Raw genomic sequence first — 13,974 nt, 5'->3', positions numbered from 1 at the left:
GCGATGCTCCGGGGGAGAGGCTTGCGCCAGCATACGCCGGGCCTGAACGAGCGGCTCGCGGCGTTCGCCGCCGCTGAGATGACGGCGGGGACCGGCCGCACCGGCTAAACTTGCCGGTCTTACCCGCTCCCGGCTTCAAGCATGTCCGCTACGCCCCACCACGCCGCTCCCGCCACTGCGTCCGCCCCCGAAGCCGTCGCGCCCGCGAAGCAGGACTTCATCCGGCAGATCGTTCGCGAGGACCTGGCCAGCGGCAAGCACCACGCGATCCGCACGCGTTTCCCGCCCGAGCCCAACGGCTACCTGCACATCGGCCACGCCAAGGCGATCTGCCTGGACTTCGGCATTGCCGCGGAGTTCGGCGGCGACTGCAACCTGCGCCTGGACGACACCAACCCGGTGAAGGAAGACCCCGAATACGTGCGCGCGATCCAGGACGACGTGCGCTGGCTCGGCTTCGAGTGGCACGACCTGCGCCATGCGTCGGACTACTTCGGCGTGCTGTACCTCGCCGCGGAAAAGCTGATCCGCCAGGGCGATGCCTTCGTGTGCGACCTCACGCCGGAACAGGTGCGCGAATACCGTGGCACGCTGACCGAGCCGGGCCGCGAATCGCCGTTCCGCAACCGCAGCGTCGAGGAAAACCTGGACCTGTTCCGCCGCATGCGGGCCGGTGAATTCCCCGACGGCGCCCGCACGCTGCGCGCGAAGATCGACATGGCCAGCGGCAACATGAACCTGCGCGATCCCGCGCTGTACCGCATCAAGCACGTCGAGCACCAGAACACCGGGCACGAATGGCCGATCTACCCGATGTACGACTTCGCGCATTCGCTCAGCGACGCGGTGGAAGGCATCACGCATTCGCTGTGCACCCTGGAGTTCGAAGACCACCGTCCGCTGTACGACTGGTGCGTCGACAAGGTCGACCTGGCGAACTCGCCGGAGCTGCTGGAGCCGGTGCTGTCGAAGGGGTTCCCCAAGGAAGCGAGCAAGCCGCGCCAGATCGAGTTCTCGCGCCTGAACTTCAACTACCTGGTCATGAGCAAGCGCAAGCTGCTCGCGCTGGTGAACGAAGGCCTCGTCGACGGTTGGGACGATCCGCGCATGCCGACGCTGCAGGGCATCCGCCGTCGCGGCTACACGCCGAGCGCGCTGCGCCTCATGGTCGATCGCGTCGGCATCAGCAAGCAGAACTCGCTGCTCGACATCTCCCTCCTGGAAGGCGCGCTGCGCGACGACCTCGACGCCGCCGCGCAGCGCCGCATGGCCGTGATCGATCCGTTGAAGCTGGTCATCACCAACCTCGATGCGGGCCACGAGGAATCGCTGACGTTCCCGAACCACCCCAAGGACGAGAGCGCCGGCACGCGCGCCGTGCCGTTCTCCAACGAGCTGTGGATCGAGCGCGAGGACTTCGAGGAAGTGCCGCCGAAGGGCTTCAAGCGCCTGATTCCGGGCGGCGAAGTGCGCCTGCGCGGCGCCGGCATCTTCCGATGCGATGAGGTGATCAAGGACGGCGACACCGTCGTGGAGATCCGCGGCGTGCTCGATCCCGAATCGCGCCCGGGCATGGCCGGCGCCGATCGCAAGATCAAGGGCACGATCCACTGGGTCAGCGCGAAGCACGCGGTGAAGGCGCAGGTGCGCCTGTACGACCGCCTGTTCGTCGTGCCCGATCCGGACAGTGAGGAAGGCGGCAAGACGTACAAGGACCACCTCAATCCCGAATCGCGCCGCGTCGTCACCGGCTACGTCGAACCCGCCGCGGCGAACGCGAACCCGGAGCAGTCATTCCAGTTCGAGCGCATCGGCTACTTCGTCGCCGATCGCTACGACCATCGCAGCGATGCGCCGGTGTTCAACCGCAGCGTCACGCTGCGCGACACCTGGACCACGAAGGGTTGAACAACGCGAAGGAGCACGCCATGCGCCGCCTGCTGACCGCACTGCTGGTTACGTCCCTGCTCGCGCTCGCCGCGTGCGCCGCGCCGTCGCATGAAGGCGCGCAAGCGGCCGTCCCGGCGGCGAGCGATGTTCAAGCCGCCCCGTCGGCGGCCGACGATGCGCAGGCGGCCGCGCAGCCGACGCGCGCACGCGCGCCGGAGCCCGCGCCGAAGGAGCGCACCGCGGGCACGCCCGTGAAGCTCGACTTCGCCTGCAAGACCGATTCGGACTGCGCGGTGAAGAACGTCGGCAACTGCTGTGGCGCCAAGCCCGCGTGTGTCAACGCGAACAGCCCGACCGATCCGGCTGGCGTCAAGGCCGAATGCGCGCGCAAGGGCATGATGTCGGTATGCGGCTTCAAGCCCATCGACGGCTGCCAGTGCGTGCAGGGCCAATGCAAGGACAAGATCGCCCAAGTGGAGATGGTGCACTGATGCTCTACGCGCAGGTTCACCTCACCCTGCCCGCCTGGGTCCACGAATCGGTCGATACGCAACGCCTCTACGTCGGCGACGCCGCGAAGGTCGAGCTCGCCATCGCCTTGTCGCGCATGAACATCGAAGCCGGCAGCGGCGGGCCGTTCGGCGCGGCGGTGTTCGGGCCGGACGAGCGCATCATCTCGATCGGCGTGAACCGCGTGCTGCCGCATACGTGCTCGCTCGCGCACGCCGAGACGATGGCCTACATGCTCGCGCAGCAGCGCACGCAGCGCGCGCGGCTCAACGAGGACGCGATCGGCGAGCGTCTCGGCCCGATCACGCTGGCGACCTCGTCGCAGCCGTGCTGCCAGTGCTACGGCGCGACGATCTGGGCCGGCATCGACCGCCTGGTCATCGGCGCGCGCAGCGAGGACGTGGAAACGCTGACCGAATTCGACGAAGGCCCGCTGCCCGCGGACTGGATCGGCGAACTCGAACGCCGCGGCATCGAAGTCGTGCGCGACGTGCATCGCGACCTCGCACGCGACGTGCTGCGCGCATATGGCGAGTCCGGCGGCGAGCGCTACTGACGACCGCAGCGACATGATCCCGGCCGACGCCCTGCTCTGCTATTGCCGCCCCGGCTTCGAGCCCGAACTCGCGGCCGAACTGGGCGAGCGCGCGGCGCTCGCCGGCCATCCCGGCTACGCGCGTACCGATCGCAACAGCGGCTACGTGGAATTCCTCGGCGCCGACGCCGGCGCGCTGACGCGCGCAATGCCGTTCGATTCGCTCATCTTCGCGCGGCAGAAGCTTGCGCGTTTCGCCGAGCTGCGCGGCCTGGATCCGAAGGACCGCATCACGCCGATCCTGCGCGCGCTCGAAGCGACGCTCGGCAACACCTACACCTTCGGCGAGTTGTGGGTCGAGCATCCCGATTCCGACGAAGCCAAGCCGCTGGCCGGCCTGGCGCGCGCCTTCGGCAACGCGCTTCGCCCCGTGCTGCGCAAGGGCGGCTGGCTCACGCAGTTCGACGATTCGCGCAAGTCCCGCCTGCATGTCGTGTTCCTTTCCGGCGACCACGTGCTGCTCGCCATCGGCGAAGCGGGCGACAGCGCGCCGTGGCCGCTGGGCATTCCGCGTTTGCGCATGCATGCCGATGCGCCGAGCCGTTCCGCGCTGAAGCTCGAGGAAGCGCTGATGGTGCTGATGAGCGAGAAGGAACGCGAACGCCTGTTCCGCGACGGCATGCGCGGCGCGGACCTCGGCGCGGCGCCCGGCGGCTGGAGCTGGGTGTTGATGCGCCAGGGATTGCGCGTGATCTCCGTCGACAACGGACCGCTGCAGGACAAGCTGTTGGAAAGCGGCCGCGTCGAGCACCTGCGCGAGGACGGTTTCCACTGGCATCCGCGCGCACCGCTGGACTGGATGGTCTGCGACATGGTCGAGCAGCCGCGCCGCGTCGCCGAGCGGATGGGCACGTGGTTCCGCGAGGGCTGGTGCCGGCACGCGATCTTCAACCTCAAGCTTCCGATGAAGAAGCGCTGGGACGAGACGCGTCTATGCCTGTCGCTGTTCGAGGAACGCGCCGGGAAACCGCTGCAGGTACGCGCGCGCCAGCTCTACCACGACCGCGAAGAGATCACGGTATTCGCCACCGGGCGTTTATGCTGACGCCGCTGTCACGTCGGTGAACATTGCGCGCGCCGGCGCGTGAATTCAGGCGTGAATTTACCTGTGGTTGATGCGTGCGGGACTAGCGTCGGCCTCGCCACCCCAACAGGCGAGACGCACCATGAAATCAGCGCATGTTCTTTCCCCGAAGCTGCTGGCGGCCGCGATCGTCGCGACGATGGCCCTTGCAGGCCCTGCGGCTGCCGAGCGCACGCAGGCGCAGCCGGCGAAGTCGCAGCAGCAGGCCGAAGCCGCGGCGCAGGCGGCGACCGCTGAAGCGGAAACCGCGCGCGATGCCGCGCAGAGCGCACGCGACGCGACCAAGATGACGACTGGCGGATACACCACCACGCACCAGCAGGCCGACGAGGCGCAGCGCGCCGCCAACAAGGCGACGAACGCATCGCATACGGCGCACGACGCGCACTCGGCGGCGCAGGCTGCGGCCAACCCGGCGATCCCGGCGGCCGAGGCGCGTCAGGCTGCCGCCGCGGCCGGTGATGCCAGCCTGCAGGCGCAGGACGCCGCGGATGCGGCGGCCCAGTCGGCCAATCCGCCACCGGCCCGTCCGACGACCTCGACCACGACCGGCGCCACCACGACGAGCACGCCGACGCAGCAGGAAGTCAACGCGACGTCCAGCACGCCGAGCTCGACGCTCGCCAACAAGGTGAACTTCGACTCGCTCGACGCCAATCACGATGGCAACCTGACACGTGCCGAGGTCAAGTCCGAGACGACGCTCACCGCGGACTTCAACTCGATCGACGCCAACCGCGACGGTCGCATCAGCAAGGCCGAGCTTGCCGGCGGTAAGTGATTCCTCGAAACCGCAGGCGATGGCGAACCCCTCCCGGCCCGGGAGGGGTTCGCTTTATTGTCCGGCCGCGTGACGCCAGAAGGCGTGCGTGAGCGGCGGCAGCTTTCCCGCCAGCCCCAGCAGCGGACCGCGCAGCAGCGTCGCGGTGATCGAATCGTTCGAGAACAACCGGTTGATGCCGTCGAAGGCATGCGCCGACAACGCGTTCTCGCTGCGTTGCGTGCGCGCCCAGCGCGGCAGGCGCGCGGCGAGGTCCAGCCCACGCGACCGCGCATCGACCAGCGTGCGCCGCAGCGTCGCCACGTCGCGCAATCCCAGGTTCACGCCCTGCCCCGCGAGCGGATGCACCGCGTGCGCGGCATCGCCGATCACGGCAACACGGCCTTGCGCCAGCGATTGCGCAAGCTGCAGGCGCAACGGAAACGCGGCACGTCGTGATACCCGCCTCGACGCGCCGAGCGTCCCGGCGAACGCGTTGTCGAGTTCGCGCAGGAACGCCGTGTCGTCGACGTCGAGCAGGCGCTGCGCTTCGACCTCCGGCAGCGTCCAGACGATCGAGCTGACGTGCCCGTCGTCGAAGGGCAGGAAGGCGAGCGGGCCGGTTGGCAGGAAGCGCTGCCAGCACGTCTGCCGATGCGGCCGCTCGCTCTCGACGAACGCCACCAGGCCGCGCTGCCCGTAATCGTGGCGCGACGCCTCGATCCCGGCGAGCGAACGCAGCTTCGACTCCGCGCCATCGGCGGCCACGACAATCCTCGAACGCAGCGAAAGCCCGCTCTCCAGACCCACCGTTGCGCCCGCGTCGTCCTGTTCGAGCGATACGACGCTGTCGGGGCAATGCAACTGCACTCCAGCGGCGGGCAACGCATTCCACAGGCGGTCGACGAGCAGCGCGTGTTCGACGATCCAGCCCAGTTCGCGCCGGCCGAACGCATCGGCATCGAAGGCAAGCTCTCCGCCACCGGCTGCATCCCACACGCGCATCGCGCGATAGGGCTGCACGCGTGCGTTGCTTACTTGGCGCCAGATGCCGAGATCATCGAGCAGCGCCGCGTTGTCGGGCGCGAATGCGTACACGCGCAGGTCGATGCGATCGGAATCGATCGGCAACGGCTGCCATGCGGGCGGCTGCCGCGTTTCCACCAGCGCAACCTGCAGTCCATCGCGCGCGAAGGCCAGCGCGGCGGCTGCACCGACGACACCGGCGCCGACGACGACGACATCGAGTCCGGATCCGCGGCGGCTCATGCGCGCACCTCCCGGCACAGCGCCGGCACGTCGCCGCGATACCCCATGGCGCCGCCGACGAGGAACGATTGCACCGACGCCACCCGATCGACCGCGAACAGCCCGAGGCTGCGCAACGGCCGCAGCAGCGTCGCGTCGTTGGCGGTCAGCCGGGCGAGGCCATCGGAGAAACCGATGGTGCGTTCGCGATCCTCGCGCCGCCGCTGCGCATACCGTTGCAGCAATGCATCACTGCCGACGTCGGCCTGCGCCTGCGCAGCGCGCGCGTCGGCGATGAGTTCGGCCAACGTGAGTGCATCGCGCAGGCCGAGGTTGAAGCCCTGCGCGCCGATCGGATGGATCGTCTGCGCGGCATTGCCGACGAGCACCGCGCGCGGCGCGGTCGTGCGCTGTGCAACGACGCGGATCGCCGCGTGCGAACTGCGCGGCCCGCACGAAAGGAAGCGCCCCGCGCGCCAGCCGAACGCCTCCTGCGCGCGGGCGAGGAAGCCGGCTTCGTCCAGCGCGGCGACGGCGTCAGCGTCTTCGCGCGCGACGGCGTGGATCAGGCCGTAGTGACGATCGCCGCGCGGAAGCAGGGCGGTCGGCCCGTCGCGGGTGAGGCGTTCGTATGCGGTGCCGTCCGGCGCGCGCGAGCCGCGCACGCGGGTGACGAACAGCGTCTGCGCGTAATCGTGCTCATCCACGCCGATGCCCAGTGCGTCGCGCACCGCACTGCGCGTGCCGTCGGCGGCGACGACCAGGTGTGCGTGCAGCAGGCGTTCGCCATCGGCATCGGCGACGCGGATCGAGCGCACGTCGCCGGCGTTCTCCTGGAACCCGAGAAAGCGCAACGGCCGATGACGCACCAGTCGCGTCGCGTCGGCGAGCCGCGCTTCCAGCGCTTCGCCGAAATCGCGCGCGACCACGACGCGGCCGAACTCGGTGCGTCCGTAGCGCGAGGCCTCGAGCAACCCCCGGCCGAAATCGCCGCGACGGCTGACGTGGATGCGCGCGATCGCCCCGGTGGGCGCACGCAGCTTCTGCATCACGCCCAGCGCGGTCAACGCGTTGACGGTGGCTTCGGCGAAGCTGAGGTTGCGCTCGTCGAACACCGCCGGTAGCGCGCCGGCAGGCGTGGCTTCGATGAGCCCGACACGCAGGTCCAGCCGCTCCAGCGCGATGGCCAGGCTGGCGCCGACCAGTCCACCGCCCACGATCAGGACGTCGTGGAGATCGGGGAGCGGGCCCTGGGCGGGGCGTGGGTCGAGGGCGTCTCCGGGCGCGCCGGAGGGCGGATTTGAGGGGGCCGCGACAGGCATTGCGCTATGCTAGCGGTTCCTGAAGGCCGTGACCTTCTCAAGACCCGAACACGATGAACCGTCCCGCTTCCGCCTCGCCTGTCACCTCCGGTCCGACCGCGTCCGGCCTGTTCGCGCCCGGTCCGCTGGTGCTCATCGGCATGATCGTGATCGCCGCGCTCACGCGCCTGATCCCGCACCCGCCGAATTTCTCGCCCGTCGAAGCGGTGGCGCTGTTCGGCGGCGCCTACTTCGCCTCGCGTGCGATGGCCATCGCAGTGCCGCTGGTGGCGATGCTGGTGTCGGACCTGATCCTCGGCGCGACGCTGGGCGGGACCTACTTCGAACACTTCACCAGCCCGGCCTACCTCGTGACGTGGCTGTCGGTGTATGCGTGCATCGCGCTGTCGGCGGCGTTGGGCTTCGGCCTGCGCGGCCGCGTGAACGGCGCGCGCGTGCTGGGCTATTCGCTCATGGGTTCGGTGCTGTTTTTCGTGGTGACGAACTTCGCCGTGTGGGCGACGGCCACGCCGATGACCGCGCACCCGTCGTGCATGGTCGGCCTGGCGCCGTGCTACGCCGCCGCGCTGCCGTTCTTCCAGTGGACCGTGCTCGGCACGCTGTTCTACGCGGCGCTGCTGTTCGGCGGCTTCGCGCTGCTGCGTCGCCGCGTCCCGGCGCTGCGCGCGCAGACGGTGTAAGCCCCGTCGCGTGGGCAACCGTCTTTCGAAGATCTACACCCGCACCGGCGACGACGGCACGACCGGTCTGGGCGACGGCAGCCGCGTCGCCAAAGATTCGGACCGCGTCGCCGCCTACGGCACCGTGGACGAAGCCAATTCGTGCATCGGCCTGGTGCTGGCGTCGGAGATTCCCGACGACGTTCGTGCGCTGCTGACGACGGTGCAGCACCAGCTGTTCGACCTCGGCGGCGAGCTGTGCATCCCCGGGCACGCGGCGATTTTCGATGCCGACATCGAGCGCCTGGAGCAGCACCTTGATGCGTTCAACGAGCCGCTTCCGCCGCTGAAGGATTTCATCCTGCCCGGCGGCGGCGAAGCGGCGGCGCGTTGCCACATCGCACGCACGGTCGTACGTCGTGCCGAGCGCGAGGCGGTGTCGCTCTCGCGCGTCGAGGACGTCCGCCCCGAGGCGGTGCGTTACCTCAACCGCCTGTCCGACCTGCTGTTCGTGCTGGCCCGCGTGCTCGCGCGCGCCAGCGGCCAAGGCGAAGTGCTGTGGAACCACGAGCGGCGCAAGGCCTGACGCGCCGCGCGCCATGCGCATCTACACGCACCCGGCGTGCACGCGCCACGATCCCGGCCCCGGCCACGCGGAACGTCCCGAGCGGCTTGCGGCTGTAACCGACGCCTTGCGTGACGCCTTCCCTGCCCTGGCGTGGGAAGAAGCGCCGCGCGCGACCCGCGGGCAGTTGCTGCGCGTGCACGATGATGCGCTGCTCGCGCTGGTGCTCGACACGCCCGTCGACGGGCCCATGCCGCTGGACCCCGACACCGTGCTCGGCCCAGGTTCGGCCGAAGCGGCCCTGCGTGCAGCCGGTGCCGGCATCGCCGCGGTGGACGCGGTGATGCATGGCGAAGCGCGTCGCGTCTTCTGCGCGGTACGACCGCCGGGCCATCACGCCACGCCCTCGGCGGCGATGGGCTTCTGCCTGTTCAACAACGTCGCCGTCGCGGCCGCGCATGCCTGCGACAAGCACGGCCTGTCGCGCGTGGCCGTCGTCGATTTCGACGTCCACCACGGCAACGGCACGCAGGCGATCTTCGACACCGATCCGCGCGTCATGTACCTGTCCTCGCACCAGATGCCGCTGTATCCGGACACCGGTTACGCGAACGAGCGTGGCGTGGGCAACATCATCAACGCGCCGCTGCCGCCGGGGTGCGACAGCGACGGGTTCCGCCGCATCTGGCGCGAACAACTGCTGCCGACGCTGGATTCGTTCCGGCCGCAGCTGCTCTTCATTTCGGCCGGGTTCGACGCGCACGCGCGCGATCCGCTCGCGCAGATCGAGCTGGTCACCGGGGATTTCGAGTGGATCACGCGCGAACTCGTCGCCATTGCGCGCCGGCATGGCGACGGTCGCGTCGTGTCGATGCTGGAAGGCGGCTACGACCTCACCGCGCTTGGCGAAGCCAGCGTCGCCCACGTCGGCGCACTGGCCGAATGAGCGACGCCCCGGCGCTTAGGCGTCGGGCGTGAACTCCAGCGACGCCGAATTGATGCAGTAACGCAGGCCGGTCGGCGGCGGGCCGTCGGGGAAGACATGCCCCAGGTGCGAGTCGCAGCGCGCGCATTTGATCTCCACGCGGCGCATCCCGTGGCTCTCGTCCACGTGCTCGGTCACGGCGTCCCGGGACACCGGCTCCCAGTAGCTCGGCCAGCCGCTGCCGGAGTCGTACTTGACCTTCGACGAGAACAACGCGGCGCCGCAGGCGACGCAGGTATACGTACCGGCTTCCTTGTGGTTCCAGAAGCGGCCGGTGAAGGCGCGTTCGGTGGCCGAGCATCGGCACACCGCGAACTGTTCCGGACTCAGGCGCTCACGCCATTCGTCGTCGGTCCGGCAGACCGGTGCATGGTCGGAAGAAGGTTGCTGGGACATGGGCCACCTCGTCTTGACGCGGAAATGAACAGTGCCGGGAGCAAGATGGTGCTCGCGTTGCCCCCTTGCAAGGGATACGGCAAGCTAGCGACCCCGTTTTCCTGAACGCCGACGATCACGGTTCCCGAGTGCACCGACCCCTCCGCTTGCTCCCGTTATCGCTGTGCATCGCGCTGGCCCTGCCGGCGCACGCTGCCGATGGCGACCAGGACGACTGGGGTCTGTGCCCGATCATCGACGTCGTCCCCGTGTTCGAGGATGCGCCCGCACCGGTGGGCGGCATCGAGAACCGCGGCAGCGAACCCACCGACATCGACGGCGGCCAGCTCGAACGCGCCGGCACGGCGGAGGACATCGTCGTGCAGGACAACGTCCGCCTCAATCGCGGCGACCAGTTCCTCGGGACGGACAAGCTCACCTACAACGCCGAGACGGGCCGCTACAGCGCGGTCGGCAACGTGCGTTACCAGGACAGCGGCATGCGCATCCTCGCCGAGCGCGCCGAAGGCGACCAGAACGCCGACCGCCATCGCATCGAGGACGTGCAGTACCAGCTGACGCAGCGCCGCGGCAACGGCGGCGCCGAGCGCATCGAGCTGGAAGGCGCGCGCGGTCGCATGATCGGTTCGACCTACTCCACCTGCGCGCCGAACCAGCGCGCGTGGGAGCTGCGCGCGAACAAGATCGAGATCGACACCGCCAAGGGCATGGGCGTCGCACGCAACGCCACGGTGCGCATCGGCAAGGTGCCCGTGCTCTACGTGCCGTGGTTCATGTTCCCCGTCGACGACCAGCGGCGTACCGGCCTGCTGTATCCGCAGTTGTCGATGTCCGGTCGCAACGGCTTCGATTACAAGCAGCCGATCTACCTCAACCTCGCGCCCAACTACGACGCGACGCTGTATCCGCGCATCATGGCCGATCGCGGCGGGCTGCTCGGCGCCGAATTCCGCTGGCTGTACGAGCGCGGCAAGGGCGAGGTCTACGGCAACTGGATGCCGAGCGACAAACTGCCGGGCGACGAGCCCGACCGCTATCTCAACCCGGAAGTCGGCTTCCCGGTGTCGAGCCTGCCGGAGAAGAACCGCGGCCAGTTCGCGCTGTCGGCCTCGCACAACATCAACAGCGCCTGGTACGCCAACACCAACCTCGGCTGGGTCAGCGACACCCACTACTTCGAGGATTTCAGCAGCAGCCTGTACGGCATCTCGGCGTACTCGATCCGCAGCGACGCAGGCGTGTACGGCCGCGGCCGGTTCTGGTCCGGCGGCGTCATGGCCGACCATTACCAGCTCGCCGACTACACGCTCAACGAGACCAATCTTCCCTTCGACCGCCTGCCGCGTGCCTTCGTCAGCTGGTCGCAACCGTTCACGCCCTGGCTGCAGGCCGGCGTGGATGCCGAAGGCGCGCGTTTCGAGCACCAGGAATTCCTCGGCGGCACGCGACTGGACGTGAAGCCGTTCGTTAGTGTCCCGCTGGAAGGCGCGAGCTGGTTCATCCGGCCCAAGCTCGCCTGGCGCTACACGGCGTACCAGCTGGACGGCAACGCCCAGACCCGCGCGGCCGAGTTCGTCGCCCGCAACGGCGGTACGGTGACACCGGAACTCATCCAGCAGTTCCAGGACAACAACCTCACGCGCAGCCTGCCGATCACCTCGATCGATGCCGGCGTGTACTTCGACCGCAACACCACCTTCCGCGGCACGAGTTACCTGCACACGCTCGAACCGCGCCTTTACTACCTGAACGTCCCGTACCGGGACCAGGACAATTTCCCCGTCTTCGACACCGGCCCGATGACCTTCAGCTGGGGCCAGCTGTTCCGCGACAACCGCTACACCGGCGCGGACCGGCAGATGGACGCCAACCAGCTGACCGCGGCGCTCACCACGCGCTTCATCAGCGAGGAAGACGGCCGCGAGCGCCTGGCCGCGAGCATCGGCCAGATCCAGTACTTCGACGACAGCCGCGTCACGCTGCCGAACCAGTCCACGATCGAATCGGGCAAGTCGGCCTGGGTGGCCGACGCCAGCGTCTCGCCGAACGATCGCTGGAACCTCGGCGCGACCTACATCTGGAACCCCAAGTACCGCGGCGAGGACTTCGTCAGCGCGCGCGTGCGCTACCTGTTCGAACGCGGCGGCGTGGTGAACCTGGGCTACCGCTATCGTCGCAACGCCGCTTTCCGCGAGGGGATCGATCCGCCGGCGTTCCGCGACCAGCTCGAGCAGGCCGACTTCTCCTTCCTCTATCCGATCAACGAGACCTGGAGCGTCGTCGGGCGCTACTACTACTCGATCCTGGACAAGAAGGAACTGGAGACGATCGCCGGTGTCCAATGGGAAAGCTGCTGCTTGGCCGCGCGCCTGGTGGGCCGCCGATACCTGCGTAATCGAGACGGTGAACTGGACACCCGCATCATGTTCGAATTCGAGCTGAAGGGCCTTGGCTCCGCGGGCCAGAACACGGAGCGCGTCCTGCGCCGTGGTATCCTCGGCTACGACCGCGACGACCTCTATCTCGTGCCGCCCACCTCCACGCAGCGCCTGAACAACGGCGGCGGCCAAGTCGAATCCACCCCCGACCCGACCCTATGAAGAAACTACTCGCGTCCGCCCTTGCCGTCGCGGTGCTCTCCGGCGCCGTCCTGCCCGGCGCGACCGCGCTCGCCCAGACGGCGGCGTCCGTCCAGCCCATCGATGGCATCGCCGCCATCGTGGACGAGGACGTGATCCTGAAGACCGAGCTGGATCGCGCGGTGAACAACATCCTGGCCCAGTACGCAGGACGCGAGAACCAGCTGCCGCCGCGCGACGTGCTGCAGCGCCAGGTGCTCGAGCGCCTGGTGCTGGTGAAGCTGCAGGTCGCACGCGCCCAGGGCACCGGCGTCCGCGTGACCGACCAGGAAGTCGAGCAGGCCATCGCCGGCATCGCGCAGCAGAACCGCGTCAGCCCCGAGCAGCTGCGCCAGCAGCTGGCGCGCGAAGGCACGCCGTACACCGATTTCCGCAATTCGATCCGCGACGAGCTGCTGATCCAGCGCCTGCGCCAGCGTTTCGCGCAGAGCCGCGTGTCGGTGAGCGAGGCCGAGGTCGACGCCGCGATGGCCGCGCAGGCCAACCAGGGCGCGCAGTACCACCTCGCCCACATCCTCGTGGCGCTGCCCGAGGGCGCGACCGCCGAGCAGATCGCCACCGCCCAGAAGAAGGTCGAAGGCGTCAAGTCGCTGATCGACAAGGGCGAGATGGACTTCTCCGCCGCTGCGGTGCGCTACTCCGACAGCCCCAACGCGCTGGAAGGCGGCGACCTGGGCTGGCGCAGCATGGACGAGATCCCGAACGCGTTCGCCTCGCTGATGCGCAACATGTCGGCCGGCCAGGTCACCGACCCGATCCGTGGCCCGAGCGGCTTCCAGCTGCTCAAGCTCGTCGAGGTGCGCGACGCCTCGCAAGCCGGCCCGAACATGGTCACGCAGTACCAGGCGCGCCACATCCTGATCCGCATCAGCGACTCGGTCGACGACGCCAAGGCCAAGGCACAGATCCAGACGCTGCAGGCCCGCCTGATGGGCGGCGCCGACTTCGCCCTGCTCGCGCAGGAGAACTCGCAGGACCAGAGCTCCGCCGGCAAGGGCGGCGAGCTGGGCTGGTTCACGCGCGATGAATTCGGCCCCGAGTTCGGCAACGCCGTCGCCGGCCTCCAGCCGAACCAGGTGTCGCAGCCGATCCGCACCCAGGCCGGCTACCACCTGATCAAGCTCGAAGGCACGCGCGAGACCGACGTGGGCGACCGCAACCGCCGCGCGCAAGTCCAGGAAACGATCGGCCGCCGCAAGCTCGAGGACGAATGGAACCGCTTCCTGCGCGAGATGCGCGGCGAAGCCTTCGTCGACGTGCGCGTCGGCAAGACCGCCGACGCCGAAGCCACGCCTGCCGCCCCGGCCAGCAACGGCTGAGG

At 68.9% G+C, this 13,974-nt stretch carries 13 protein-coding genes; 10 read left to right on the top strand and 3 right to left on the bottom strand.

Going from position 1 to position 13,974, the window contains the following annotated elements; genetic code table 11:
* Positions 1-141 precede the first annotated feature (141 nt).
* The 5 genes from LA521A_RS04440 to LA521A_RS04420 all read left to right on the top strand — a co-directional run bounded on the left by LA521A_RS04440 (position 142) and on the right by LA521A_RS04420 (position 4,860).
* Entirely contained in the window at positions 142-1,908 is a 1,767-nt protein-coding gene (locus LA521A_RS04440; protein ID WP_281781154.1) for a glutamine--tRNA ligase/YqeY domain fusion protein, read from the top strand.
* A gap of 20 nt (positions 1,909-1,928) precedes the next feature.
* On the top strand, positions 1,929-2,381 hold the full coding sequence (locus LA521A_RS04435) for a hypothetical protein (RefSeq protein ID WP_281781153.1): 453 nt from the start codon (positions 1,929-1,931) through the stop codon (positions 2,379-2,381).
* Positions 2,381-2,956: a nucleoside deaminase gene (locus LA521A_RS04430; protein ID WP_281781152.1), complete on the top strand. Its 576-nt coding sequence runs from the start codon at positions 2,381-2,383 to the stop codon at positions 2,954-2,956. The genes LA521A_RS04435 and LA521A_RS04430 overlap by 1 nt, the downstream gene beginning before the upstream one ends.
* 13 nt (positions 2,957-2,969) lie before the next feature.
* The gene (gene rlmM / locus LA521A_RS04425) at positions 2,970-4,040 is read left to right on the top strand and encodes a 23S rRNA (cytidine(2498)-2'-O)-methyltransferase RlmM (RefSeq protein ID WP_281781151.1); all 1,071 of its coding nucleotides are present in this window, start codon (positions 2,970-2,972) and stop codon (positions 4,038-4,040) included.
* A 121-nt stretch (positions 4,041-4,161) separates the two neighbouring features.
* Positions 4,162-4,860: an EF-hand domain-containing protein gene (locus tag LA521A_RS04420; RefSeq protein WP_281781150.1), complete on the top strand. Its 699-nt coding sequence runs from the start codon at positions 4,162-4,164 to the stop codon at positions 4,858-4,860.
* A gap of 54 nt (positions 4,861-4,914) precedes the next feature.
* On the opposite strand, the gene LA521A_RS04415 is transcribed toward LA521A_RS04420, so the two are convergent.
* Together LA521A_RS04415 and ubiH are read right to left on the bottom strand one after the other, a co-directional pair.
* Entirely contained in the window at positions 4,915-6,108 is a 1,194-nt protein-coding gene (locus tag LA521A_RS04415; protein ID WP_281781149.1) for an FAD-dependent oxidoreductase, read from the bottom strand.
* Positions 6,105-7,304, bottom strand: coding sequence for a 2-octaprenyl-6-methoxyphenyl hydroxylase (gene ubiH, locus LA521A_RS04410; RefSeq protein WP_281781148.1), 1,200 nt, complete (start codon positions 7,302-7,304; stop codon positions 6,105-6,107). Before ubiH ends, LA521A_RS04415 begins: the two co-directional genes overlap by 4 nt.
* Positions 7,305-7,462: 158 nt before the next feature.
* Here ubiH and LA521A_RS04405 point away from each other — a divergent pair, with 158 nt between their 5' ends.
* Genes LA521A_RS04405 through LA521A_RS04395 form a run of 3 tightly spaced genes read left to right on the top strand, consistent with a single transcriptional unit; the run spans position 7,463 to position 9,579 of the window.
* Positions 7,463-8,089: a DUF6580 family putative transport protein gene (locus tag LA521A_RS04405; protein ID WP_281781147.1), complete on the top strand. Its 627-nt coding sequence runs from the start codon at positions 7,463-7,465 to the stop codon at positions 8,087-8,089.
* 10 nt (positions 8,090-8,099) lie between these two features.
* Positions 8,100-8,654 carry a cob(I)yrinic acid a,c-diamide adenosyltransferase gene (locus LA521A_RS04400; RefSeq protein WP_281781146.1) on the top strand — a complete coding sequence of 185 codons (555 nt, stop codon included), beginning with the start codon at positions 8,100-8,102 and terminating at the stop codon, positions 8,652-8,654.
* A 13-nt stretch (positions 8,655-8,667) separates the two neighbouring features.
* On the top strand, positions 8,668-9,579 hold the full coding sequence (locus LA521A_RS04395; RefSeq protein WP_281781145.1) for a histone deacetylase family protein: 912 nt from the start codon (positions 8,668-8,670) through the stop codon (positions 9,577-9,579).
* Positions 9,580-9,594: 15 nt separating this feature from the next.
* Here LA521A_RS04395 and msrB read toward each other — a convergent pair whose 3' ends face one another.
* The gene (msrB, locus tag LA521A_RS04390) at positions 9,595-10,014 is read right to left on the bottom strand and encodes a peptide-methionine (R)-S-oxide reductase MsrB (protein ID WP_281781144.1); all 420 of its coding nucleotides are present in this window, start codon (positions 10,012-10,014) and stop codon (positions 9,595-9,597) included.
* A 128-nt stretch (positions 10,015-10,142) separates the two neighbouring features.
* Here msrB and lptD point away from each other — a divergent pair, with 128 nt between their 5' ends.
* Together lptD and LA521A_RS04380 are read left to right on the top strand one after the other, a co-directional pair.
* Complete coding sequence (gene lptD, locus LA521A_RS04385) at positions 10,143-12,614, top strand: LPS assembly protein LptD (RefSeq protein ID WP_425494565.1); 2,472 nt, start codon at positions 10,143-10,145, stop codon at positions 12,612-12,614.
* On the top strand, positions 12,611-13,972 hold the full coding sequence (locus tag LA521A_RS04380; RefSeq protein ID WP_281781142.1) for a peptidylprolyl isomerase: 1,362 nt from the start codon (positions 12,611-12,613) through the stop codon (positions 13,970-13,972). Before lptD ends, LA521A_RS04380 begins: the two co-directional genes overlap by 4 nt.
* Positions 13,973-13,974 lie beyond the last annotated feature (2 nt).

Origin of the sequence: Lysobacter auxotrophicus (assembly GCF_027924565.1) — a bacterium.
GTDB lineage: Bacteria > Pseudomonadota > Gammaproteobacteria > Xanthomonadales > Xanthomonadaceae > Lysobacter_J > Lysobacter_J auxotrophicus.
Note: the sequence above shows the minus strand (reverse complement) of the source record. Positions and strands in the feature narration are given on the sequence as shown.